General features: G+C 35.4%; 21 protein-coding genes. 7 read left to right on the top strand and 14 right to left on the bottom strand.

Translation table 11 applies throughout. From position 1 onward, the window contains the following. Nucleotides 1–44: 44 nt before the first annotated feature. Nucleotides 45–2,150 carry an ATP-dependent DNA helicase RecG gene (gene recG / locus Q0871_RS16415; protein ID WP_299325572.1) on the top strand — a complete coding sequence of 702 codons (2,106 nt, stop codon included), beginning with the start codon at nt 45–47 and terminating at the stop codon, nt 2,148–2,150. A gap of 68 nt (nt 2,151–2,218) precedes the next feature. Here the strand turns inward: recG and Q0871_RS16410 are convergent, their stop codons facing one another. Then, nucleotides 2,219–2,656 carry a DUF3592 domain-containing protein gene (locus Q0871_RS16410; RefSeq protein WP_299325570.1) on the bottom strand — a complete coding sequence of 146 codons (438 nt, stop codon included), beginning with the start codon at nt 2,654–2,656 and terminating at the stop codon, nt 2,219–2,221. 172 nt (nt 2,657–2,828) lie between these two features. On the opposite strand from Q0871_RS16410, the gene leuC reads away from it, so the two are divergent. From leuC to leuB, 4 genes are all read left to right on the top strand, one after another. Continuing rightward, nucleotides 2,829–4,241: a 3-isopropylmalate dehydratase large subunit gene (leuC, locus tag Q0871_RS16405; RefSeq protein WP_299325568.1), complete on the top strand. Its 1,413-nt coding sequence runs from the start codon at nt 2,829–2,831 to the stop codon at nt 4,239–4,241. 99 nt (nt 4,242–4,340) lie between these two features. Then, nucleotides 4,341–4,937 carry a 3-isopropylmalate dehydratase small subunit gene (gene leuD, locus Q0871_RS16400; protein WP_299325566.1) on the top strand — a complete coding sequence of 199 codons (597 nt, stop codon included), beginning with the start codon at nt 4,341–4,343 and terminating at the stop codon, nt 4,935–4,937. An 83-nt stretch (nt 4,938–5,020) separates the two neighbouring features. Beyond that, the gene (locus Q0871_RS16395; RefSeq protein WP_299325564.1) at nt 5,021–6,538 is read left to right on the top strand and encodes an alpha-isopropylmalate synthase regulatory domain-containing protein; all 1,518 of its coding nucleotides are present in this window, start codon (nt 5,021–5,023) and stop codon (nt 6,536–6,538) included. Nucleotides 6,539–6,594: 56 nt separating this feature from the next. Further along, complete coding sequence (gene leuB / locus Q0871_RS16390; RefSeq protein ID WP_299325562.1) at nt 6,595–7,650, top strand: 3-isopropylmalate dehydrogenase; 1,056 nt, start codon at nt 6,595–6,597, stop codon at nt 7,648–7,650. A gap of 74 nt (nt 7,651–7,724) precedes the next feature. On the opposite strand, the gene Q0871_RS16385 is transcribed toward leuB, so the two are convergent. Together Q0871_RS16385 and Q0871_RS16380 are read right to left on the bottom strand one after the other, a co-directional pair. Further along, a complete protein-coding gene (locus tag Q0871_RS16385) occupies nt 7,725–8,993 on the bottom strand; it encodes a serine hydrolase (protein ID WP_299325560.1) in 1,269 nt (422 codons plus the stop codon). 203 nt (nt 8,994–9,196) lie between these two features. Next, nucleotides 9,197–10,396: an MFS transporter gene (locus Q0871_RS16380; protein WP_299325558.1), complete on the bottom strand. Its 1,200-nt coding sequence runs from the start codon at nt 10,394–10,396 to the stop codon at nt 9,197–9,199. A gap of 252 nt (nt 10,397–10,648) precedes the next feature. Between Q0871_RS16380 and Q0871_RS16375 the strand changes: the two genes are divergently transcribed. Next, nucleotides 10,649–12,802: a TonB-dependent receptor gene (locus Q0871_RS16375; protein ID WP_299325556.1), complete on the top strand. Its 2,154-nt coding sequence runs from the start codon at nt 10,649–10,651 to the stop codon at nt 12,800–12,802. Between the two features lie 107 nt (nt 12,803–12,909). Further along, a complete protein-coding gene (locus Q0871_RS16370) occupies nt 12,910–13,548 on the top strand; it encodes a hypothetical protein (RefSeq protein ID WP_299325554.1) in 639 nt (212 codons plus the stop codon). 35 nt (nt 13,549–13,583) lie between these two features. Here Q0871_RS16370 and Q0871_RS16365 read toward each other — a convergent pair whose 3' ends face one another. From Q0871_RS16365 to Q0871_RS16315, 11 genes are all read right to left on the bottom strand, one after another. After that, complete coding sequence (locus Q0871_RS16365; RefSeq protein WP_299325552.1) at nt 13,584–15,170, bottom strand: NADP-dependent glyceraldehyde-3-phosphate dehydrogenase; 1,587 nt, start codon at nt 15,168–15,170, stop codon at nt 13,584–13,586. A 92-nt stretch (nt 15,171–15,262) separates the two neighbouring features. Continuing rightward, the gene (ilvA, locus tag Q0871_RS16360; protein WP_299325550.1) at nt 15,263–16,528 is read right to left on the bottom strand and encodes a threonine ammonia-lyase; all 1,266 of its coding nucleotides are present in this window, start codon (nt 16,526–16,528) and stop codon (nt 15,263–15,265) included. Nucleotides 16,529–16,684: 156 nt separating this feature from the next. Then, nucleotides 16,685–18,160, bottom strand: coding sequence for a ketol-acid reductoisomerase (gene ilvC, locus Q0871_RS16355; RefSeq protein WP_299325548.1), 1,476 nt, complete (start codon nt 18,158–18,160; stop codon nt 16,685–16,687). A 40-nt stretch (nt 18,161–18,200) separates the two neighbouring features. Continuing rightward, the gene (gene ilvN, locus Q0871_RS16350) at nt 18,201–18,719 is read right to left on the bottom strand and encodes an acetolactate synthase small subunit (RefSeq protein WP_299325546.1); all 519 of its coding nucleotides are present in this window, start codon (nt 18,717–18,719) and stop codon (nt 18,201–18,203) included. Nucleotides 18,720–18,781: 62 nt separating this feature from the next. Continuing rightward, nucleotides 18,782–19,360, bottom strand: coding sequence for an O-methyltransferase (locus Q0871_RS16345; protein ID WP_299325544.1), 579 nt, complete (start codon nt 19,358–19,360; stop codon nt 18,782–18,784). A 21-nt stretch (nt 19,361–19,381) separates the two neighbouring features. Then, on the bottom strand, nt 19,382–21,115 hold the full coding sequence (gene ilvB / locus Q0871_RS16340) for a biosynthetic-type acetolactate synthase large subunit (protein WP_299325542.1): 1,734 nt from the start codon (nt 21,113–21,115) through the stop codon (nt 19,382–19,384). Nucleotides 21,116–21,208: 93 nt separating this feature from the next. Continuing rightward, nucleotides 21,209–22,885 carry a dihydroxy-acid dehydratase gene (ilvD, locus tag Q0871_RS16335; protein WP_299325540.1) on the bottom strand — a complete coding sequence of 559 codons (1,677 nt, stop codon included), beginning with the start codon at nt 22,883–22,885 and terminating at the stop codon, nt 21,209–21,211. A gap of 390 nt (nt 22,886–23,275) precedes the next feature. Continuing rightward, the gene (locus Q0871_RS16330) at nt 23,276–24,115 is read right to left on the bottom strand and encodes a biotin-dependent carboxyltransferase family protein (protein WP_299325538.1); all 840 of its coding nucleotides are present in this window, start codon (nt 24,113–24,115) and stop codon (nt 23,276–23,278) included. After that, the gene (gene pxpB / locus Q0871_RS16325) at nt 24,108–24,845 is read right to left on the bottom strand and encodes a 5-oxoprolinase subunit PxpB (RefSeq protein WP_299325536.1); all 738 of its coding nucleotides are present in this window, start codon (nt 24,843–24,845) and stop codon (nt 24,108–24,110) included. The genes Q0871_RS16330 and pxpB overlap by 8 nt, the downstream gene beginning before the upstream one ends. After that, complete coding sequence (gene pxpA, locus Q0871_RS16320; RefSeq protein WP_299325533.1) at nt 24,842–25,585, bottom strand: 5-oxoprolinase subunit PxpA; 744 nt, start codon at nt 25,583–25,585, stop codon at nt 24,842–24,844. The genes pxpB and pxpA overlap by 4 nt, the downstream gene beginning before the upstream one ends. After that, the gene (locus tag Q0871_RS16315) at nt 25,586–26,779 is read right to left on the bottom strand and encodes an Nramp family divalent metal transporter (RefSeq protein ID WP_299325531.1); all 1,194 of its coding nucleotides are present in this window, start codon (nt 26,777–26,779) and stop codon (nt 25,586–25,588) included. Nucleotides 26,780–26,976: the final 197 nt, after the last annotated feature.

The raw sequence follows: 26,976 nt of genomic DNA, 5'->3' as shown, positions 1-26,976 counted from the left end.
TACTTTAGTTTGTCGCAATTCTACCTAAAGACTATTTTAGTGCCATGAACGCAAACTTCTTGCAAACCCCTGTTGTATACCTAAAAGGTGTTGGTCCAAATAGGGCTGAAACCTTAAAGTCTGAATTGGGGATTGAAACCTGTCAAGATTTGCTGAATCTTTTCCCTAATCGATATATAGATAAGACCCAATATTATAAAATTAGTCAGCTACAACGCAGCAGTGCCGATGTTCAAATAATTGGTAAGGTCGTTCACTTAAAAACAGTTGAACAAAAGAAGGGTTCGCGCTTAGTAGCCCGTTTTAAAGATGATACCGGCGAAATAGAATTGGTTTGGTTTAGGGGGCAAAAATGGTTGCGAGAAAACCTTAAACTGAACATACCTTATGTAATTTTTGGAAAATGCAATTGGTACAATGGCACATTTTCAATGCCGCACCCAGAAATGGAACCCTTGTCTGCACATCAACAAGGCACTAAAGTGTATATGCAACCTGTGTACCCATCCACAGAAAAACTAAGTAACAAAGGCATAACAAATAAGGTAATCAGTAAGATTTTACAACAGCTTTTTATGGAGGTGAACGGTAAATTTTCTGAAAGCCTATCGGATAAATTACTGTACGAATTAAAACTACTACCAAAACCGGAAGCATTATTCAATATACATTTCCCTAAAAGTCAAGAGTTATTGGCGAAGGCACAATTTCGCTTAAAGTTTGAAGAGTTATTCTATATTCAACTACAGCTGATAGGTAAAAATGTATCTCGAAAGAAAAAAATTAAGGGCTTCCCTTTCAATGAAGTAGGTGACTATTTTAAAGATTTTTACTCTAATAAATTACCTTTTGAACTTACTGGTGCTCAGAAACGAGTAATTAAAGAAATTCGCGCAGACCTCGGCAGCAATGCCCAAATGAACAGGTTATTACAGGGCGATGTAGGATCGGGTAAAACCATTGTTGCCGTAATGACAATGCTTTTGGCAATTGATAACGGATTTCAAGCTTGTCTTATGGCACCCACAGAAATTCTAGCCAACCAGCATTATCAAGGCATTTCTGAATTGCTGGAAGGAACGGAGATTACTTGTGCTCTATTAACAGGTTCCGTCAAAAAATCGGCTCGTAAACCTATCCATGAACAATTAGAAAACGGAGAGTTGAATATTCTAATAGGCACTCACGCCTTATTAGAAGATAAAGTAAAATACAAAAATTTAGGTATCGCCATTATTGATGAGCAGCATCGTTTTGGCGTAGCCCAGCGTTCTAAATTATGGCATAAAAATGAGTTTCCGCCACATATTTTGGTAATGACAGCAACACCAATACCTAGAACATTGGCAATGAGTTTGTATGGTGATTTAGATATCTCTGTTATAGATGAATTACCACCCGGGCGTAAACCTATAAAAACAGTACACCGTTATGATGCCAATAGATTAAAGGTTTTTGCATTTATACGAGATGAGATTGAAAAAGGCAGACAGATATATGTGGTTTACCCATTAATTCAAGAGTCTGAAGCAATGGATTATAAAGATCTAATGGATGGATATGAGAGTATTGCTCGTGATTTTCCACAGCCAAAATATCAGATTTCTATTGTTCACGGTCAAATGAAACCAGCGGACAAGGAGTTTGAAATGAACCGTTTTGTACAGGGCGAAACTCAAATTATGGTTGCAACCACCGTTATTGAAGTTGGGGTTAACGTACCTAATGCTTCAGTAATGATTATTGAAAGTGCGGAACGTTTTGGTCTTTCGCAATTACATCAGTTACGTGGTCGTGTTGGGCGTGGTGCCGATCAAAGCTTTTGTATTCTGATGACGAGTCATAAATTATCTAGCGAAGCTAAGACTAGACTAGAAACCATGGTAGCCACCAATGACGGATTTGAAATTGCAGAGGTTGATCTAAAACTTCGAGGTCCCGGCGATATTATGGGAACCCAACAAAGCGGACTATTAAATTTAAAAATAGCCGATATCGTTAAGGATAACGATATCTTAAAATCTGCTCGTTACCACGCCTTGCAACTACTAAAAGAAGACCCATCTTTAAGTAAATCAGAGAATCTAATTATTAGACATATGTACGCCCAGTTGGTGAAGCATAAAAATATCTGGACATATATTAGTTAACAACAGTTTCATTAAAACAAACCCAATCGTTTGTTTCATAAAAGCTTAAAAAGATACAATCATTTAGACTAATTATTAATCCGTGTGCGAAGTTCATAAATTGAAACAACAAACAATATAGAAGCTATTGTTATGAGCAATGAAGTAAATTTCCATAGATACTGGTTATCTATATAAACATTTTTTGGCTCATCAATATCATATTTCAAAAGCACACTTTCACCTATTTCATATGGTTTAAAATCTTGATAATTACCATTATTTAAGGTAAACTTAAAATTATCTTTTGTAACAAAAGAAAATGAAGGTGAGTATACTAGCTTTTTACTGCCAAATATTGCTTGTGAACTTTTTGTTTTTGAAAGATATTCAGTAATCACACCTTCTGTCTGAATTCCAGAATTTTCAACTTTTAGCTTTCTATAAATTTGAGACCCTCCAAATATTAATAAAATCAAGCTACAAACTAGCATGATATAAACGAACAAAATACTATGATTTTTCATTATAATTATTAATGATATAAATTATTAAATTCACTTTGTTCAAAACGAAATAAAACCCTGAATATTTTAAAATTAACAGATAATTACATTTTGAACATCGTAATTTACAAGTGTGTTAATTTCTAAGAAACCCTTGTTTTTAATAGATTTGTGAACTTAGATTAGAAAGAATATGAGCGCAACAAAAACATTATTTGACAAAGTGTGGGATTCCCACGTAGTACATAAAATACAAGATGGTCCTGATGTACTGTTCATTGACAGACACATGGTTCATGAAGTAACAAGCCCTGTTGCTTTTCTAGGTATTAAGAACAGAAATATTCCTGTTATGCATCCTGAGAAAACATTTGCAACAGCTGACCATAACACTCCAACTATTAACCAACATTTACCGGTTGCAGATCCACTTTCTGCAAACCAGTTAAGAATGTTAGAAGAAAATGCTAATGAATATGGTATTTCTTATTGGGGATTAGGCCATGCAAAAAATGGTATTGTACACGTTGTAGGTCCTGAATACGGTATTACCCAACCAGGTGCTACTATTGTTTGTGGAGATTCACATACTTCTACACACGGTGCTTTTGGTGCAATTGCTTTTGGTATTGGTACATCTGAAGTTGAAATGGTATTGGCTACACAATGTATTATGCAGCCTAAGCCTAAGAGAATGCGTATTAATATTAACGGTAAAATGAGTAAAGGGGTTACACCTAAAGATGTGGCTTTATTTATCATTTCTCAATTAACGACTTCTGGTGCAACCGGGTATTTTGTAGAATATGCTGGAGAAATTTTCAGAGACATGAGTATGGAAGGTCGTATGACCGTTTGTAACTTAAGTATTGAAATGGGTGCCCGTGGAGGTATGATCGCTCCTGATGAAAAAACATTTGAATATGTAAAAGATCGCGAGTTTACTCCAAAAGGTGCAGATTGGGATAAAGCAATGGCATATTGGGAAACATTATATACCGATGAAGATGCCATTTTCGATAAAGAATTAACTTTTGATGGTTCTCTTATTGAACCTATGATTACATACGGTACCAACCCAGGAATGGGAATGGGAATTTCAAATGATATTCCTATGGCAAATGACGTTCAAGGTGGTGCTACTACATACCAGAAATCATTGAAGTATATGGATTTCAATGAAGGCGATAGTATGATGGGCAAACCTATTGATTTTGTTTTCCTAGGAAGTTGTACAAATGGTCGTATAGAAGATTTTAGAGCTTTTGCCTCTATCGTAAAAGGCAGAAAAAAGGCTGACAATGTTACGGCATGGTTAGTACCTGGATCTCATAAAGTTGAGGCTGCTATTAAAGATGAAGGAATTCTTGATATTTTGACCGAATCTGGTTTTGAACTTCGTGAGCCTGGTTGTTCTGCTTGTTTGGCAATGAACGATGATAAGGTACCAGCTGGAAAATTAGCGGTAAGTACATCGAACAGAAACTTTGAAGGTAGACAAGGACCTGGTTCAAGAACGTTATTAGCTAGTCCGTTAGTTGCTGCTGCAGCTGCCGTTACCGGTAAAGTAACTGACCCAAGAGAATTAATGGTAGAACTTGTATAACAAGTTTACCTTTCGCTATTAGCCCTTGGCTTTTAGCACAATAACAATTATAATAATACAAGCTATTGGCTAACACCCATGAGCAAAAAGCTATAAAAAATGGCATACGATAAATTCGACATATTAACTTCAACTGCGGTTCCTTTACCTATAGAAAACGTAGATACAGATCAAATTATACCTGCACGATTTTTAAAGGCAACAGAGCGTGTTGGTTTTGGCGACAACCTTTTTAGAGATTGGCGTTACAACCAAGACAATACCTTAAAAGAAGATTTTGTTTTGAACCAAGATAAGTTCAGTGGTAAAATATTAGTAGGTGGTAAAAACTTTGGTTCGGGATCATCTCGTGAGCATGCTGCTTGGGCAGTTTATGATTACGGATTTAGATGTGTAGTTTCAAGTTTCTTCGCAGATATCTTTAGAGGTAACTGTCTTAACATCGGTGTATTACCTGTACAGGTAAGTGCCGAATTTTTACAGAAAATCTTTGATGCTACAGAAGCAGACCCAACTACAGAGTTAGAGGTTAATCTAAAAGAGCAAAATATCACTTTACTATCAACAGGCGAAAGTGAGTCTTTTGATATTAACGGCTACAAGAAAAACAACATGCTTAACGGTTTTGATGATATCGATTATTTATTGAACATCAAAAAAGATATTGAAACATTCGCAGAGAGTACTCCGCTATAAACTCATATATCAAAACAATACAAAGCATTTACGTTAACTAACCCAATGCCATTTTTCAAATCGAAAAATGGCATTTAGAACACATGAAAAAAAGAAAGTTAGAAATAATGGATACCACCCTAAGGGATGGTGAACAAACTTCAGGCGTATCCTTTTCTGCATCAGAAAAACTGACCTTGGCAAAACTACTTTTAGAAGAACTGAAAGTAGACCGAATTGAAATTGCATCTGCTCGCGTTTCTGATGGAGAGCTTGAAGCTGTTCAGAAGATTACCGAATGGGCTGGTGAAAAAGGTTATTTAGAACGTGTAGAAGTACTAACTTTTGTAGATGGAGGTATTTCATTAGATTGGATGCAGAAATCTGGAGCGATTTCTCAAAATTTACTGACCAAAGGTTCCATGAACCATTTAAAGTATCAATTAAAGAAAACTCCCGAGCAACATTTTTCTGAAATCGCCGAAATTTTTAAACAAGCCACAGAAAGAGGTATTATCAATAATATCTATTTGGAGGATTGGAGTAACGGAATGCGAAATTCAAAAGAATATGTTTTTGAGTTTCTAGATTTTCTATCCACTCAAAATGTAAAAAGAATATTACTGCCAGATACATTAGGTATTTTAACGCACACCGAAACATATGCGTATTTATCTGAAATAGTACAAAAGTATCCTAGTTTACATTTCGATTTCCACGGTCATAATGATTATGATTTGGGTGTTGCTAATATTATGGAAGCTGTAAAAGCTGGCTGCCATGGTTTACACCTTACCGTAAACGGTATGGGCGAAAGAGCTGGTAACGCACCTATGGCAAGTGCTGTAGCGGTTATCAATGATTTTTTGCCAGAAGTAGAAATTAGTGTAAACGAAACCTCGTTATATAAAGTAAGTAAGTTGGTATCTGCCTTTACAGGCTTTACCATACCGGCAAACAAGCCTATTGTTGGTGATAATGTGTTTACCCAAACTGCCGGTATACATGCCGATGGCGACAGCAAAAACAATTTATATTTCAGTGATCTAATGCCAGAACGTTTTGGCAGAAAAAGAAAATATGCATTAGGTAAAATGTCTGGTAAAGCCAACATTCAAAAAAACCTGCAAGAACTTGGTTTAACCTTAAACAATGAGGAATTAAAAAAAGTTACTGCACGTATTATTGAATTAGGAGATAAAAAAGAACGTGTTACTAAAGATGACCTTCCTTTTATTATTTCTGATGTTTTGGATACTGCAGATTACAAACAAAGAGTTTTTGTAAAATCTTACGTATTAACACATGCTAAAGGCTTAATGCCTTCCACTACCCTATCTGTAGAAGTAGATGGTAAAATATATGAAGCACATGCACAAGGAGACGGACAGTATGATGCTTTTATGAATGCTTTAAAAAAAGTATACATTGCAAAGAAGAAAATACTCCCAAAATTAACTGATTATGCTGTTAGAATACCACCAGGTAGTACTTCCGATGCATTGTGCGAAACAGTTATCACTTGGGAATTGGATGGAAAAGAATTTACGTCAAGAGGTTTAGATTCTGACCAAACGGTTAGTGCGATTAAAGCTACCGAAAAAATGTTGAATATAATTTAAACAGATTGCTTTACTACTTTTTATAAGTAGGTCTTAGCAACATACAAACACATCAAATGAAATTAGATATTGCCTTATTGGCCGGTGATGGTATCGGTCCTGAAGTTATTGATCAAGCAGTAAAAGTATGTGATGCCATTGCAAAAAAGTATGAGCACCATATTACTTGGAAACCTGCTCTTACAGGTGCAGCGGCCATTGATGCCGTTGGTGAGCCTTACCCAGATGAGACACATGAAATATGTGCAAATGCGGATGCAGTTCTTTTTGGCGCTATAGGCCACCCACGTTTTGATAATGACCCTTCTGCAAAAGTTCGTCCAGAGCAAGGGTTATTGAAGATGAGACAGAAATTAGGTTTGTTTGCCAATGTTAGACCAACCTTTACTTTTCCTTCTCTAATCGATAAATCTCCTTTAAAAAGAGAACGTATTGAAGGTACTGATTTAATAATCTTAAGAGAATTAACTGGTGGCATCTACTTTGGTGAACGAGGAAGAAAAGATGACAGTAATACCGCCTTTGATACTATGACCTACCAACGTTTTGAAATCGAAAGATTAGCTAAAAAAGGTTTTGATTTCGCTATGAAGCGTTCTAAAAAATTATGTTGTGTTGATAAAGCCAACGTATTGGAATCATCAAGACTTTGGAGAGAGACTGTACAGGCTATGGAAAAAGATTATCCAGAGGTGGAAGTTACTTATGAATTCATTGATGCGGTTGCAATGCGCTTAATTCAATGGCCAAAAGGATATGATGTAATCATTACAGCAAACTTGTTCGGTGATATTTTAACTGATGAGGCATCTGTAATTGCAGGTTCTATGGGACTTATGCCTTCATCATCTGTAGGTAGTAAAGTATCTTTATACGAACCTATTCATGGTTCGTATCCACAAGCAGCTGGTAAAGACATCGCTAACCCGTTAGCTACCGTACTTTCTGCAGCTATGCTTTTTGAAGATATGAATATGACAGAAGAAGCTGAAGAAATTAGACGCGTAGTCAACAAATCATTAGCAGAAGGTTACGTAACCGAAGATCTTGCCGATGGTGGCAAAAGTTATAAAACAAGTGAAGTTGGCGATTGGTTAGCTAGCAACATTTAAGAAATATACTATAAATAAAAATCCCTTTAATCAAAGATTAAAGGGATTTTTTATATCTGATAGCTACGGTTTACTTAAATACTTGTAGCTATTGCAATTTCTTGTTCATAAATACTTTTAACAATCGCACGTAAATCAGGAATTACGGTTTTAACCAATTTCGATGGTCCGTTGATTAGTACACAAATACCTAAATCCGAATCTGGAAAAAGCGCAATTTCATTTCTGTAGTTGTTAACACTACCACCATGATGCCAAATAGTTTCCACAGGCGCATTCTCATTCTCTTTTACAGTGTGTATTCTCCAACCAAATCCATAACCTGAACTCACATGTCCTGGCCATTTTTGATAATATTTTCTATGACCATTTAATTCTACAAAAGGTTTAAATACCTGAGCCATATTGTCTCTAGACATTATATCAGGATTATGACCTAATAAGAAACGCATCCACTTAGCCATATCTTCAGAATTTGCATTGATACCACCGGCAGCAATAGCATTATAGTAGTTATCTCTTGGCAAAACTGTTCTCAATCGATGACCTCTTCTAATATGTGGTAGCGCAATATTTTCATTTTGCATTAATGTCTTATGATCCATAGACACAGAAGTCATACCCAAGGGTCTAAAGAATTTTTCTTCTAAAAGCATTTGAATATCTTTTCCTGTTGCTTTCAACATCACTTCTTGTGAAACAGAAAACATGGCATTTTGATAGCTATATTGAGAACCGGGTTCGGCTATCGGATTTATTTTATCGAATTTTTCGCTAATCGAAGACATGGTGTAACCCGCCTCCACTAAATCTGTATAACTGTGGTATGGAGTTCCTGTAGTGTGAGAAAGTAAATGTGCTACTTCTATTTTTTGAGTATTCTGTTGATTACCAAAATGGAAATTTGGTAAATAATCTGCCACTTTATCATTTAGGTGTAATTTACCTTCGCTTTCTAAATTAGCTGCTAAAACACCGGTAAAGCCTTTTGAGATAGAACCTAATCTAAATAAGGTTTCCTCGTCTACCGTTTCACTACCATTAGAACTTCGCTTACCATATCCATCGGATAAGATAACGGAATCACCGTTTACTATACTTACACCTGCTCCTACGATATCTCCAGCTGAAATAGCTTTGTTGAAATAATCGGTCAAGGCATCGTTCAATGCTTTTTGACGTATGTTATAGAGTTTAATCTCCCTTTTCTCCGCAAGAGTTTTAACAGGATTAGGATCTGCAATGATAGCTTTAGAATGCTCTGGCTTAAATGAAGAAGCCGTAAGAACAAAAAGTAAAAGAACAATAATTATGGCTCCCAGAAATAGTTTGGTACGTGACACAGCATTGTAAGTTTTGGTACTCTAACAACGTGATAAAATGGATAAAATTACCGATGAACTACATAAAATGAAAAATTTAACAATCAAACCAACTGATTACAAGGCAAGAAAATAAATTGAAAATAAGCATGCGGCTGAATATTTAGACAAAAAAAAGGAACCCCATTTTGAAGTTCCTTTTTTAAAATTTATAAAAATAAAGACTAACAGCTCATCGCCATTTTTCTATATTTAATTTCTTTTCTCTTTCTAGCTATCAAAATAGCTACAGCGATTGCAACACCGGAAAAAGCTAAAATAGCGCCTACTAAACTAGAGTAAACAATTCCATACCCAAATGCTATTGGCAAGCCAGCTAAATAAGCCCCAGAAGCATTACCCATGTTAAACGCACTTTGGTTCATTGAAGAACCCAGCATTTCTGATCCTTTTGATGTTTTAATAATTGCCATTTGAATAGGTGTGGCTACAGTAAATGAAATTGCTCCAATAACAAAAGTCAATACCATTAATAAATATGGGTTAGTTGCAATAACCATATTCAACAATAAAATACCGCACATAACCGACAAGCTAATGATTACCGCTTTCAAGGGTGAGAATAACTCTGCCATCTTCGCACCTAAAAAATTACCAACTACCATACCTAAGCCAGCCAACATCATAGCGTAACCAACAAAATGGTTTGGCAAACCAGCGACATCTGTAATTAAAGGGGCTACGTAACTGTACCAAGCAAAGAATCCGCCTGTACCTATAGTGGTCAGTGCAATTAATGCCCAAAGTTCAGTATTCTTTAATCCTTTAGAAACACTTACTTTCTCTTCGGTTTCGTCTACTTCAATTTTTGGCATCCATAGGTAAATGCTTCCTAAAGCCAATAAACCAACAAAGCCTACTAGGTAGAAAGAAACACTCCAGCTGAACTGCTGCCCTAAATATGTTCCTATTGGCACACCAATAACATTGGCTACCGTAAGACCGGAAAACATAATTGAAATAGCTTGCGCACCTTTGCCTTTTTTAGCCAATTTTGTAGCTACTACAGCACCGATACCAAAAAAAGCACCGTGCGGAATACCAGATAAAAATCTCATAAACAACAAACTGGTATAACCTGTAGCAAGTCCGGACAAGGTATTAAATACTGTAAACCATATCATTAATAAGAACAGCATTTTCTTAGGCGTAAGCTTAGAACCTAAGCCTGTTAATAATGGTGCACCTACTACAACGCCCAATGCATAAGCTGCAATAAAGTGACCTGCCTGCGGAATTGTTATTCCTAATGACCCAGAAACTTCTGTCAAAATTCCCATAATAACAAATTCGGTAAGTCCTATTCCAAAACCTCCGATGGCTAAAGCAAATAATGCTTTCTTATTTGATTTTATAGCATCCATAACTTATAAATTTTAAGTTTAACATATATACTATAGGTTCTCGATCAATTTTAAAAAGACAAAGTTAAAACCAATATCCCGGTTAAAACACGCATGAATTACCATATTTATGTTAATAATTAACCGTGTGAATTGGCAACATATATTCAGTTTTTACATTTCAGTATAGAAATTCTACAACTGAGAAAATCAATTTATTCAAAACTTCAATTACGATTCATATTTGTGATATCAATCAAAATATAATCAACAATGAAGACGCTATTATTCTTATTACTTACAGTTTTATGTTCCAATGCATTCTCACAATCAACCATTTCGGGCAAAATTATTGATCAACAAGGCTTGCCAATTATGGGAGCAAGTGTTTATCTAAAAGGTACTTATGACGGTACTGCTACCAGTGAAGATGGCACATTTACATTTGAAACAACCGCAACCGGCTTACAAACATTAATTGCGTCTTCCATTTCATTTGAGACTTATTCTAAAGCAGATGATGTCACGAAGCTCAATACCATAACCATAAAACTCAAAGATGATGTGAATACCCTAGATGCCGTAACCGTAAATGCCGGAACGTTCAATGCTGGCGACAACGCCAAGGTTACCGCATTAAAACCTTTAGATATTGTAACCACAGCAGGAGCTTTAGGGGATTTTGTTGGCGCTTTGCAAACATTACCAGGAACATCAAATGTTGCCGAAGACGGAAGGTTATTCGTTAGAGGTGGTGGCGCAGAAGAAACACAAATTTTTGTAGACGGTATGCGTGTATTTACACCCTACTCCCCTTCTGCAAACAACATACCCACAAGAGGTAGGCTATCTCCATTTCTATTTAAAGGAATTACATTTTCTACCGGAGGATATTCAGCTGAATACGGACAAGCCTTATCAAGTGTTTTACTTTTAAATAGTATAAACGAACCACAAGAAGAGAAAACTGAAATTTCTATTATGACCGTTGGCCTGGGACTTGGAAATACCCAAAAATGGAAGAAAAGTTCACTTAGCTTAAATACGTCCTATATCAATTTAACTCCTTATCAAAAACTGTATCCTGATAATAATGAATGGCATAAACCTGTAGAATCTGTAGGTGGTGAAGCGGTTTATAGATATAAATTCAATAACGACGGACTTTTAAAAGTTTATGGAGCATACAGTTCGGTAGACTTTGATCTAACACAAGAAGATATTAATGTAGCTGATGGTATACGTTTCGGACTTAAAAATAGAAATCTGTACATCAACTCCTCTTACCAAGATTTCTTAGAAAAAGACTGGAGCATTGCAACAGGTATTAGTTTCGCCAATGACCGCTCTGAAATAAAATATAATAATTCTGACATCACAGATATTGAAAACTCGGCACATCTAAAAATCGCTTTCAAAAAGTTCTTTTCTAGTCGCTACAAATTGAACTTTGGGACAGAATATTTCGCAACAAACTTCACAGAGAACTTCGAAGATTCTAATTTTGAAGACGATTATGAATTTGATAATAATATATTCAGCAGCTTTGTAGAAACAGATATTTTCTTTTCGAAAAAACTTGCTACTAAGATTGGATTAAGAGGAGAATATTCTGAACTATTACAAGAATTCAATCTTTCACCAAGATTATCACTAGCCTATAAATCCGGTGCAAATTCTCAATTCTCTTTGGCATATGGTGAATTCTTTCAAAATCCGAAGAACGATTACTTAAAATACAATTCTGATTTTACTGCTGAGAATACAACCCATTACATAGCCAATTATCAATATGTAAAAAACAAACAAATATTTAGAGCAGAAGCATATTACAAAGAGTATGGTGATTTAGTAAAATACGACACACCCTTCGCACTGCCGACTTCAACTTACAACAATAGTGGAAGTGGTTATGCAAAAGGATTGGATATATTCTGGAGAGATAATAAGTCCATTAAAAATACTGAGTATTGGATGTCATACTCCTATCTAGATACTGAAAGAGATTACCAGAATTACCCAACAAATGCTACTCCTGATTTCGCATCAAAACACAACGCATCTTTAGTAGTAAAACGTTGGATTGAAGATTGGAAAAGTCAATTGGGCTTTAGCTATAATTATTCATCTGGAAGAAAATACACAGACCCAAATTTAGGAGGATTCTTAACGGAGGAAGCAAAAAGTTTCAATTCTTTAAATGCAAATTACGCGTACTTAATTAGTCCGCAGAAAATATTATACGTATCGGTAAGTAATGTATTAGGAACTAAAAATGTAAACGGTTATCAGTATGCCAATCAAACCAATACAGATGGTTTATTTGACAGAAGAACCATTACCCCCGCTGCAGATCGTTTCTTTTTCATAGGTTTCTTCTGGACAATAAGTGACAATAAAAATGACAACCAATTAGATAATCTTTAAAAATTACAATTCAACACCAATAACCTACAACTGGGTCATCTATTTTATAAAAAGCAACGGAATAAAAAGATATTTGAACATCAATAAATAACTAAAAACTTTACATCATGAAAACAGTACTATTAATTGCCACATTTATTTTTACGCTAAGCCTAAGTGCACAAACACCATATGAAAAAGGTATGAATGAAGCTTTTGCTTTATGGGAGCAACAAAAAAACACGGAGGCTGTGCAACTATTTGAAAGAATAGCATCTGCAGAAACCGATAATTGGCTACCACCCTATTATGCCGGATTAATAGAAATAGTAAGCAGTTTTGGTTTAAAAGACGAAGCGTTATTAAATACAAAGCTGACAAGGGCGAAAGAATTTTTAGATAACGCCTCGGAAATATCAGAAAACAATCCTGAAATAATGATTACATATGCGCTATTGAACACAGCCTACATTGCTTTTGATGGTGCAAAATACGGTATGACTTTGTCTGGAGAAAATGTAGCTATCTATCAAAAGGCACTAGCAATTGCACCAAGCAATCCAAGAGTACTATTAGGCAAGACTGAATGGGATATGGGCGCAGCTAAATTCTTCGGTAAATCTATAGCACCCTATTGTGAAGATGTTGAACGTGCCATTGTATTATTCAATGAAGAAGAACAAACAATACCCTACTACCCATATTCCGGTTTAGAAAGAGCTAGCGAGATCAGTGCTAATTGTAAAAAAGAAACCTCCCCTAATTAATAGGAGAGGTTTTTTATAGTCTAAGTTAAAGACCTTTATAATATATAATCAGTACTCACAAAATTAGAAAGTTTGGCTTCCAATAAATTCTGAATAATTTCAGTATTTAACTCATTGTCTTTAAATGCTACAAAAGTTCTAATAGAGAACGAACGTAATGCATCATGAACACTTAAGGTTGCTTGTGCAGAATCTTTTCTTCCCGTAAACGGGTATACATCTGGTCCTCTTTGGCAAGAACTATTTAAATTTACACGACAAACCAAGTTTACCAAGGTATCTATTAATGGAGAAAGTGCATAAACATCTTTACCGAATAGGCTTACTTGTTGACCGTAATTACTTTCTGCCATATCATCTAAAGGTTCTTCAATATCAGAGAATGGTACTATAGGGATAATAGGTCCAAATTGCTCTTCTTGATACACACGCATGTCTTTAGTAACTGGGTAAAGAACTGCAGGCCATATATAATTATCAAAATGCTTACCTCCTTTTTTGTTGATGATTTTTGCACCTTTTGAAAGCGCATCATCAATTAAACCTTGAATATAGGCAGCCTTATCAGGTTCTGGTAATGGAGTTAATTTTACTCCGTCTTCCCAAGGATTTCCAAATTTCAACTCATCTACTTTACTGGCAAAATTCTTATTGAACTCCGCACTGATTTCTTCATGAACATACACCACTTTCAATGCAGTACAACGTTGACCGTTAAAAGACAAGGTACCTGCCAGACATTCATTTATGGTTAAATCTAAATCGGCATCTGGTAAAATAATTGCAGGGTTCTTAGCCTCTAGACCTAGTACTAAACGTAATCTATTGCTCTTTGGGTGTTGATCCTGTAGCGCATTAGCAGATTTACTATTACCTATTAAAGCCAGTACATCTACTTTACCCGTTTGCATAATTGGTGCAGCAACAGTTCTACCGCGACCAAATAACACATTTACCACACCTTTTGGAAAACTTGTTTGAAAAGCTTCTAAAAGTGGAGTAATCAATAAAACACCATGCTTTGCAGGTTTAAAGATGGTGGTGTTCCCCATAATAATTGCAGGAATCAACAAAGCAAAAGTTTCATTTAACGGATAGTTGTAAGGTCCTAAACATAATACAACACCTAAAGGTCCTCTTTTAATATGCGCATACACACCATCATGTTTCGTAAACTTTGCAGCATCACGATCTAATTGCTTATAGTCTTCAATAGTATCTTCAATATATTCAACGGTACGGTCAAATTCTTTCTGAGAGTCTGGTAAGGATTTACCAATTTCCCACATTAACAATTTAACTACTTCCTCTCTTTTAGTTTTCATTTTTGCAACAAAAACCTCCATACATTCAATACGGTCTTTAACATGCATTGTTGGCCACACTCCTTGCCCTTTATCATATGCTTTTAAGGCACCATCTAAGGCATCTAACGCTTCTGCCTCCTGCAAATCTGGAATACTACCCAGTAATGTTGATTTGTATTCTTTTGTTGAAGATATGGTAGAATATACTTCTGTAGTCTCACCCTTCCACTCCTTTAATTCTCCGTTGACCAAATAATGTTTTTGGTCTATAATTGATGTAATTTGAAATTCTTCTGGAATCTTAATATCGCTCATTTCATTTTCTATTTTGTACTATGATTGATAATTGAATTATAGATTGATTTCTAAAAAATACTAGAAATTGAATCTGTTGTATTAAAAGTAGTTTAAACCAAATACTCAAACAAGTCCGGTTTATCATTTATATATTCTCCATAGAAATTGTTAGATTTCATACGTTCTATCAATGGCTGCAAGTCGTCTGGATTCTTTAATTCTATACCTACCACTGCCGGCGCATTTTCTCTAGTAGATTTCTTTGAATACTCGAAATGGGTAATGTCATCCGTTGGTCCAAGAATGTCAACCACAAACTCTTTTAACGCACCTGGTCTTTGAGGGAATCTAATGATAAAATAATGCTTTAGTTTTCCATATAGTAATGCTCTTTCCTTAATTTCAGCCGTTCTAGTGATATCATTATTACTACCACCAATAATACACACTACATTTTTACCAGCAATTTCTTCTTTATAATCATCTAAAGCTGCAATAGATAAAGCTCCAGCAGGTTCAACCACAATAGCATCCCTATTATAGAGATCTAGAATAGTTTGGCATGCTTTGCCTTCATCTACCGTAATCATGTTATCTAAATAATAGTTACAGATAGCATAGGTTAAGTTACCTACTTTTTTGACCGCTGCACCATCAATAAACTTATCTATATGATCAAGCGAAACTACTTCTCCCGTATCTATTGATGTTTTCATAGACGGCGCACCTTTTGGTTCTACCCCAATAATTTTAGTACTCGGCGAAAGCTCACTAAAAACACTAATAAGTCCAGATGCTAGACCACCACCACCAATGCAAACGAAAAGATAATCTATAGGTGTTTTTGATTGCGAAATCAACTCAAGACCAACAGTAGCCTGACCCTCTATAATTTTAGGGTCATCGAACGGATGCACAAATATTATTCCGTATTTATCACCATAAGTTCTAGCTGCCATTGAGGCATCATCAAAAGTATCGCCTTCCAAAACTATTTCAACCCATTCACCACCAAACAGTTTCGTTTGTTCTACTTTTTGTTTTGGTGTAACCGAAGGCATATAAATAGTACCCTTAATTTTTAAATGGAAGCAAGCAAATGCGACACCCTGGGCATGATTACCTGCACTTGCACAAATGACACCTTTTGCCCGTTCTTCTTCGGTTAAGGAGCTTATTTTATTAAAGGCACCTCTAATTTTATAAGAACGTACTCGCTGTAAATCTTCACGCTTTAAACGAACTTGACAGTTGTATTGTTTTGACAAACGAATACTATCTGTTAGCGGAGTTACTTCTGAAATTTCAGAAATGGTTTGTGCAGCTTGTAAGACATCATCTAATTTTGGAAAATATGTCGGCTTTATCCCTTTCATATTATTTGCATTCTGTTATTAAAAAACTTATAACTCGCATAAAACCTAAATTGTCCGCTTGAGAACATTTCTTTTAAAACTACAACCCAATGAAGAATGATAATTTTTAGAATGTACTCAACCGGACAATCGGTATAGCTATAAAGGATTATAACTTTATACGATAGGCTTCATTGCCGTCATTGACTCACGTAAACGAGTACCAACTATTTCTACCGGATGCGTACGTAATGCCTTATTTATAGCAATTAACTGTGCATTATCAACGTCATTATCAATATCGCCAGAGAAATTAGTACCAATTACATCAGTATCTATTCCCTTCATGAAGTCAGTCAATAAAGGTTTACATGCATGATCAAAAAGATAGCAACCATATTCAGCTGTATCAGAAATAACACGGTTCATTTCAAATAATTTCTTGCGAGCGATGGTATTTGCAATTAACGGAGTTTCGTGTAAAGACTCATAGTATGCAGACTCAGCAATAATACCAGATTCTGTCATTGCCTCAAAAGCCAATTCTACACCAGCTCTTACCATAGCTACCATTAACACACCGTTATCATAAAACTCTTGCTCAGTAATCTCTTGACTACCTGCAGCTGTTTTCTCAAAAGCAGTTTCACCAGTTGCAGCTCTCCACGTTAATAAGTTCTTATCATCATTTGCCCAATCTTCCATCATAGTTTTTGAGAAATGACCAGTCATAATATCATCCATATGCTTTTGGAACAACGGACGCATAATATCTTTTAATTCTTCTGAAAGCTCAAAAGCTTTAACTTTTGCAGGATTTGTAAGACGATCCATCATGTGTGTAATACCACCATACTTCATTCCTTCAGTTATAGTTTCCCATCCGTATTGGATTAACTTAGAAGCATAACCGGCATCAATTCCTTTTTCGATCATTTTGTCAAAACAAAGAATAGATCCTGTTTGTAACAAACCACAAAGTATAGTTTGCTCGCCCATTAAATCTGATTTTACTTCAGCTACAAAAGAAGACATTAATACACCTGCTCTATCGCCACCAGTACCAACAGCATATGCTTTAGCCTGCTCTAATCCTTTACCCTGAGGGTCATTATCTGGGTGAACCGCAATTAATGTTGGTACACCAAAACCTCTTTTATATTCTTCACGTACTTCTGATCCCGGACATTTTGGAGCAACCATAATAACCGTGATATCTTCACGTATTTGCATACCTTCTTCAACAATATTAAAACCGTGAGAATAAGAAAGTGTAGCACCTTTTTTCATTAATGGCATTACCGAACTAACAACAGCAGTATGTTGTTTATCTGGAGTAAGGTTTATTACAACATCAGCAGAAGGTATTAATTCTTGATAAGTACCAACTGTAAATCCGTTTTCAGATGCATTTACAAAAGATTGTCTTTTTTCTTTTATTGCAGCATCACGAAGTGTGTAAGAGATATCTAAACCAGAATCCCTCATGTTCAACCCTTGGTTCAAACCCTGAGCACCACAACCTACGATTACAATTTTTTTGCCTTTTAAAGCATTTACGCCATCTGCAAACTCAGACGAATCCATGAAGCGGCATTTTCCAAGTTGCGTTAATTTATCCCTTAATGATAGCGTATTAAAATAATTGGCCATTTTGTATTTACTTTATTTGATTATTGTTTAGATTATTTATTTAAAATTCTTTTAGTATAGCTGAAATTTTCATTTCATCTTTAGTAACTGATATACGGCCAGATCGTACGAACTGCATAATGCCATAAGGTTTTAATTGATCATGCATTTCATCAATTTCATTTCTTCTACCGCTTTTTGCGATTACAAAAAAGTCTCTTGATACTGTAACAATCTGTGCATTGTTATCTTTTATGATGTTCTGAATTTGACGCTCGTCAAACAGAAGTCCCGATGCTATTTTGAACAAAACTGATTCTTGATAAATAGTTTCATCATCAGTATGATAATATGCCTTTATAACCTCAATTTGTTTTTCTATTTGACCGACAATATTATGCACCCACTTTTCAGTAGTATATGCTACTATCGTAAATTTAGAAACATCGTCAATTTCTGACTTAGATACATTTAAACTTTCAATATTTATATGTCTCTTTAAAAATATACCTGAAATCCTGTTCAGTAATCCAACATTATTTTCTGAATATACTGATATTGTAAACCATTGATTTTCCATAAGCTTTCATTACCTACTCCTTTTTAAAAAGGATTTTATGGTGTCATTATTATTTATCCTTACTACTTCTTTACGGCCATTATTAAGCCAGTAGACCAATTCATTTTGGTCAATTGTAAATCTTCACGTTGTTCTAAATATGCAGTCAATTCAATAACATTATCTTCATGACCGGTTGGCCAATTGGGTTGCTTAGTCATATCATCGATAATGTAAAATCCGCCAACCTGAAGTAAATCCAAAACCTCATCAATTTCACTATACTTACCTGGCCAAGCATCGGCAAAAATCAAATCGAATTTTGCTCCTGAATAATCTTTTATCCAATCTGTACCATCTTGACAAATAACCTCAACCCTATCATCACTACCAAAATAACTAGTAACGATAGAAATTAACGCAGGGTCGTTATCTACTGATATCAATTTAGAATCCGCATCCATACCCTCTATCATCCAAGAAAGACTAAGACCAATACCAGTACCAATTTCTAAAAATCTACCTTTTGGCTTGGAAGCTATTAAGGTCTTGAGAAAGCTACCTACGTGCAAGTCTGACGGCATCGTGAATCCTATCTCTTCAGATTTACGTGTAATTTCCGTATGTATTTTTGGAATGTCTTGTATGTTAGTATCGTTCATGAGATTATTCTTTTCTCTTATTTATTTCAATCTAACATCAGAAACCGAAGCTCCAGAAGGTATCATTGGAAATACGTTGTCTTCTTGTTCTACCTTAACCTCTAAGAAATAAGGTTCTTTAGAGGCCATCATTTCTTGAATGGTAGATTTTAAATCTTTACGCTCAGAAATTCTTTTTGCCTCAATACTATAACCTTCAGCAATTTTTACAAAATCAGGATTCACCATAACCGTCGATGCATATCTTTTCTCAAAGAACAACTCTTGCCATTGGCGAACCATTCCTAAATGCTCATTATTTAAAACAACAATCTTAACAGGTACTTTATGTTGAAAAATTACACCCAATTCTTGAATGGTCATTTGATAACCGCCATCGCCAATAATAGCAACCACTTCCCTATCCATAGCGCCCATTTTAGCACCGATAGCTGCTGGTAAAGCAAAACCCATAGTACCTAATCCGCCAGAGGTGATATTACTTTTAGACTGGGAGAATTTAGCATATCTACAAGCAATCATTTGATGTTGACCTACGTCAGAAACGATAACCGCTTTGTTATTTGAAGCCAAATTAATTTCTTCAATCACCTCGCCCATAGTTAAACCTTCTTTGGTAGGATGAATATCATTTTTTATAATAGTATCGAACTCAATTTTATATTTCTCTTTGAAGATATTATGCCAAGCATCATGCTTATTTTCATTTACTAGTGGCAGTAACAACCCTAAAGTTTCTTTTGAGTTACCTAAAACCGCAACATCTGCATGCACATTCTTATTTATCTCAGCAGGGTCAATTTCAAAGTGAATTACTTTAGCTTGTTTTGCATAAAAATCTAAATTACCAGTTACACGATCATCAAAACGCATACCTATAGCAATTAGTAAATCGCATTCATTGGTCAAAACGTTAGGACCATAATTACCATGCATACCTACCATACCTACATTTAATGGATGAGAAGTATCTAAAGCCGAAGCTCCCATAATAGTCCAAGCTGCAGGTATACCCGACTTTTCAACTAAAGCTTTCAACTCTTGCTCAGCTTTCCCAAGAATAACACCTTGCCCCCATACAATGAATGGTTTTTTGGCGCTGTTGATTAAATCTGCAGCTGATTGAATAGCACTTATTTTTGGTTTTGGAACCGGCTTATAACTACGAACAGCTGTACATTTCTCATAAGAGAAATCGAAAGCATCTATTTGTGCATTTTTAGTAATATCAATTAATACCGGACCTGGCCTACCAGATTTAGCAATGTAAAATGCTTTCGCCATTACTTCTGGTATTTCAGAAGCTTCGGTTATTTGATAGTTCCATTTCGTTACCGGAGTAGAAATACCAATAATATCAGTTTCTTGAAAAGCATCGGTACCAAGTAATTGTCTAGTAACTTGACCTGTAATACAAACCATTGGAGTTGAATCTATCTGCGCATCTGCAAGACCTGTCACCAAATTTGTTGCTCCAGGACCAGAGGTTGCTATTGCAACACCCACTCTACCTGAAACACGAGCATACCCTTGAGCAGCATGCGTAGCACCCTGTTCATGTCTAGCAAGAATATGCGTTAACTTATCTTGAAACTTATATAGTTCATCGTAGACGGGCATAATTGCGCCACCAGGGTAGCCATACATTGTTTCGACCCCTTCGGCCAACAAACAATGAATTATTGCCTCTGCTCCAGAAATCTTAATAGTTTTCTTGGAATCTGTACCTTTTTTCTTCTCTTTTACTGTTTCCATAATTAATAATCAAATTCAAGCATTGCATATAAGAGTTACAATAGCCTGATATTAAAATCCTACTAGAACTAATTAAAATCTAGTCGGTGTTATTTAAAATTCATCGGTAACACAACCTTTAGATGCTGATGATACCATACGGGCATATTTGTATAAGCTTCCTCTTTTCACCTTTAATTCCGGCTGTTTCCAATTCTTTTTTCTTTCCGCTAATTGCTCATCCGTTAGGTTAACCGAAATCTCATTCTTCTCCGCATCAATGGTAATAATATCTCCGTCTTCCAATAAACCAATTGTTCCTCCATCTTGAGCTTCTGGAGCTACGTGACCTACCACAAAACCATGTGTGCCACCAGAAAAACGACCATCTGTAATTAAAGCAACATCTTTACCTAGACCAGCACCCATAATAGCTGCAGTTGGCTTCAACATTTCTGGCATACCCGGTCCTCCTTTTGGTCCTTCATAACGGATAACCACAACATCACCTTTTTTCACTTCACCTCTACCGATACCTGCATTCGCAAGAAACTCGTCATTATATACTTTTGCCGGACCAGAAAAATACAATCCTTCTTTACCTGTAATTTTTGCCACAGCACCTTCTGTGGCAAGGTTACCATAAAGAATACGTAAGTGACCAGTTGCTTTTATAGGATTACTAAGTGGTTTTATAACTTGTTGGTGTTCTAATAAACCAGGAACATCAGCTAAATTCTCAGCAATTGTTTTACCTGTAACGGTAAGACAATCTCCATGTAGCATATCATTATCTAGCATAAACTTCATGACGGCAGGTACGCCACCTACACGGTGAACATCTTCCATTAAGAATTTACCACTTGGCTTTAAATCTGCTAAGAACGGAGTGGTGTCACTAATTTTTTGAAAATCATCTAATGTAAAATCTACATCAGCAGCTTTAGCAATTGCTAAAAAGTGAAGTACGGCATTAGTTGATCCTCCTAAAAGTGTCAGCAAACGAATAGCATTCTCCATAGATTTACGGGTAATGATATCGCTTGGCTTAATATCTTTCTCTAAAAGGTTTCTTAAAGCCTTACCAGAGTTTATAGCATCATATTGCTTATCTTTTCCAATAGCAGGGTTAGACGAATTATAAGGCATTGCCATACCCAAGGCTTCTATAGCTGACGCCATTGTATTTGCAGTATACATACCACCACAAGCACCCGCTCCAGGACATGCGTTCTGAATAACTCCTTTATAATCCTCTTCATTCATAGTACCGGCAACCTTCTCTCCCCATGCCTCAAAAGCAGATACTACATCTAATTTTTTATCTTTAAAACAACCCGAAGCAATGGTACCACCATAAACTAAAACAGATGGTCTATTTAAACGAATCATTGCCATAAGTGCTCCAGGCATATTCTTATCACAACCTACAACAGTAACCAAACCATCATAATTCATCGCTTGAACCACAGTCTCCATAGAATCGGCAATAATATCTCTAGAAGGTAAAGAATAACGCATACCGTATGTACCCATAGATATACCATCACTTACACCGATAGTATTAAATACAAGCCCGACTAAACCGCTACCATTGACACCAACTTTAACTTCTTGTGCCAAGTCATTTAAGTGCATATTACAAGGGTTACCCTCATAACCTGTACTACCAATACCAATTAATGGCTTCTTTAAATCTTCTTCAGTTAAACCTATAGCGTAAAGCATTGCTTGTGCTGCAGGTTGTGTTGGATCTTGGGTTACATTCTTACTATGTTTGTTCAACTCCATAATATAATTCTCGTATGCTTATCTTGATTTTTCAATACTCCTTAATCAAAGATAAAAGTTTATAAAAATTTCTAATTTTAACAATATTTGACAATACAAATTCACTTCACTAAAAAACAACTTAAATAATTGATTTTAAGGTAATTAAAACAATGTTTTATACCACATTCAATACTTCAAAACTGTGTGCAATTATCTATAAAACATAAAAAAACCTGCATCAAATATATCTGATACAGGTTTTTCTACATATTGAAAAGCTATATCATCCCAAATTTGGAATGACAATGACTAGCTCAATTTTTAGATTTGGTAATTTCATACTACAATAGTACTGAAAATATAGATGACAAATAGCCCTTTAACAAAATGGGTTCAAAAAGTAATAAATTAAACCAATTTAAAGCTAATAGGATCCCCGCCTTTTTTTTGTGCTAGAATGCATATTGCCTTATCTGTTAATTGAACAGCTCTTAAGTATCCGCCAGTTGTTTGTCCGTCTTTCATCAGTACAATTAATTTACCCGCCGGTGTCAATTGTACCGTACCAGGTATAGTTGCAGAGGTAAGCATTGAGTATGTATGCGGTGTTATCGTTTCTGTTAGCTGATATGCCATTCTATTATTTTCATGAGCGACTGTAAATGTCTTAGAAAAAATTTCTTCTAATTGCTTATCGCTCAATATATCAAACTCTGGCGCCTTGTTTACTTCTAAAACAGATTCATCTAAAAATGACGCCACCTTAATTTCTGATATTTTTGGCTGAAAATCTTTCGCAAGCGAAAAAGGCACATTATCATTATCAATTAATCTATTGATTTTGGTTATTGGCTTATAAAATGATCTGCTACCCAAAATTTCTTTAGAAGTAAATCCGCCTTTCACGGCAAGGTATGATCTAAACCCTTTTTCTAGACGACCAAAAGAAAGTATATCCCCCTCTTTAATCTCATATACTTTATAATTTTGAATAGGCAAATTATTAAGGGTTGCAGACATTTTTGCCCCACCAAGCGCTATATAGGTTTCTTTTTCAAAGAGTAGCGTTGGTCCGGTCATCGTTATCTCTAGTACAGCAGATGACTCATGGTTTTCTAATAAAGAATTTATTTTAAAAACGGACATTTCGTCCATAACGCCAGATACTGGCACTCCTTTATTTCTATAATGGAATCTACCTGCATCTTGTAACGTGGTATAAAAACCTGCTTTTAGAACTTTAAGCATCTATCTTAATTTTTTCAGGTTTATATATTCCAACTTCTGCTTCTATTCTATGAAGGTCATGTTCTGCTCTTGATATCTTATAGAATTCAATTTTATCGCCAACACTTACAAAACATGGATTCTCTTTGGATGCATCAAAAATAGGCACTGCGCAATTGCCGAGGATATTCCAACCCCCTGGTGATTCTTGCGGATAGATTCCCGCTTGTTTACCTGCAATACCAACAGCTCCTTTAACCACTTTGGGTCTAGGCGTAGCTTTTCTTGGCATCTCTAATTCTTTTTTAATACCGCCTAAATACATAAAGCCAGGTAAAAATCCAATACCGAATACTGTATAAGTAGTCCCAGTATGCAAGGCTATAATCTCTTCTTTTGTTTTATGAAAGTGATTTGCGACCTCTTCAAGGTCCAAACCAAATTCTAAATCATAGCAAACAGGTAACCGCCATAAGTACCTATCTGGTTTTGGAGATTCTTTTAACTGTACATACCAGTTGTTTATATCAGAAGACAACTTCTGAAAATCTATTTGTTTTGTCCTATTAATAATTAAAAGTGAATTATAAGAAGGCACCAACTCCCACTCCTTATTCGTAAACACTTCTTTATTTAAAAACCGTTCAAAATGTAATATCTTTTCTAATATGATTTCACTGACCTCATTTGGCCATTCAATTAAAACAGAATGTACTCCAAATGGTTTAATATTTATTTTAGGGGAATTCACGATTTTATTAGCAGATTATGATGAGGTAATTCATTTGAAAGATACACCAAAATTTGCAATGCTGTAATTGTATCGCCATGAATACAATAGGTATTTGCGATAATAGGAATATTTTCTCCCTTTACCGTTTTTACCTCATTTTCTTTGTACATTCTTAATAGATGAATTAGCACCTCTTTACCATCGGTTATTAAGGCATTGCTTTCTTTTCTAGAAACTAAACTCAAATCAGTATTATAATTTCTATCAGCGAAGGCTTCAACTAGAATTTTAAATCCGTTTTCTAATGCCAATCTTTGAATAATACTACCAAAAGGAACATATAACATTACGCTTTTTTTATATTCATTTAATGCTGTTAAAAACGTGGTCGCTAAACGTTCGTCTTTAGCGATATCATTATATAGTGCCCCGTGAGGTTTAATGTGATGCAATTCAATATCTATCTGACTACATAAAGACACAAACAAATGCATTTGTTGTTTTATACTAAGAATTAATTCATCTTCAGACAAGTTCATAGAAAAACGACCAAAGTTTTCTCTATCAGGATATGATGGATGTGCACCTACCTTTACATTAAACTTCTTTGCCAATTCTAAACAAAATAGTATACTCTCTTTAGAACCTGCATGACCACCACAAGCGATATTACAAGAACTGATGAGCGGAAATAACTTTTCTTCATTACCTACACCTTCCCCTACATCACAGTTAATATCAATAAAATGTTTTGTCATCTATAAAAAGCCTAATACGGTTAAGATACTTTTAGCACCTAATAAAACGGAAAGCAGAATAATCAGTATACCAAATACATTTTGCAATACACTGTTTTTATATTTACCCATAACACCAGCTCTATTTACTACCCACAATAGAAATACTGCGATAATGGGCAAAAGCAATCCGTTAGTAATCTGTGCAAATTTTATAATTTCAATAGGTTTAATTCCGAAGGATAAAAAGAACACTCCTAAAATTAAAATTGTTATCCATATCATTCTAAACTTAGCATCTTTAAAGCCGGCTTTCCAACCAAAACAACTATTTGCAACATAGGCAGCAGCCAAAGGTGCAGTAATCGCAGAAGTAATACCTGCTGCACACATACCTATACCCAAAAAATACAATGCAGCAGAACCGTATAAAGGCTCTAAGGCTTTTGCCATATCCATAACATTGTTTACTTCTGCAGAGTTGATGGCTGCAGCAGATATAATTATACTGACAGAAACAAGTCCGCCTAAAATTATTGAAACTAGCGTGTCTCGCTTAGCTAAATTTAAATCGTCTTTAGATTTCCACTTCTCACTTACCAATGCTGCATGCAGAAAAAGATTATAAGGCACTACGGTAGTACCAACCAAAGCAATTACAGTAAGAATACCCTTTTCTGGTATTGTGGGAATAAACAATCCTTTAATAAGCTCCCATATATCTGGCTTGGTCAAAATTGCCGTCATTACAAAAGATAAACTCATAATAAGTACAAGTACTATAAACACCTTCTCCAAAGATTTATAACTACCTAAGTACAATAATATAAAAGCCAAGCCACCTAATATAAAAGGATATATTTTACTATAAGTCATACCAAATAATGCTTCCATACCCAAGGTAGCGCCACCTATATTACCTGCTTCATAAGAGGCATTACCAATAATAATGGCAGAAAAGATTAATGCTATAACACTATTGCGAATCCAAGGATTATGAAGCTCTTGTTTGATTACATCTGCCAAACCCTTCTGAGTTACGATACCTAAACGGGCAGACATCTCTTGAAGAACGTAGGTTGCTATAATAGATAACAACATGGCCCACAGTAAACTAAACCCAAAATTGACTCCTGCCAAGGTACATGCCGTAACCGTACCAGGACCAATAAACGCTGCGGCTACCAGTACACCCGGACCTAATTTCTTAAACATCTAGTAAATTTATCGTTCTTGTAAATATAATTGGTTAATCTGAATATTCTCACCATACGTAGCATCAATTTCACCACAATTTTAACATTTCAAAATGCCGTTTATCTAAAAAAATGCAGTTCGTCTAAAACTTGGATGTCGTTCATCGAGATTACATACTAATCCAAAAATAACCGGGTTATAGCTATCCCCAAACC

The sequence above is a fragment of the uncultured Maribacter sp. genome, assembly GCF_947500985.1.
Classification (GTDB): domain Bacteria; phylum Bacteroidota; class Bacteroidia; order Flavobacteriales; family Flavobacteriaceae; genus Maribacter.
This window is presented reverse-complemented; position numbering and strand designations above follow the sequence as displayed.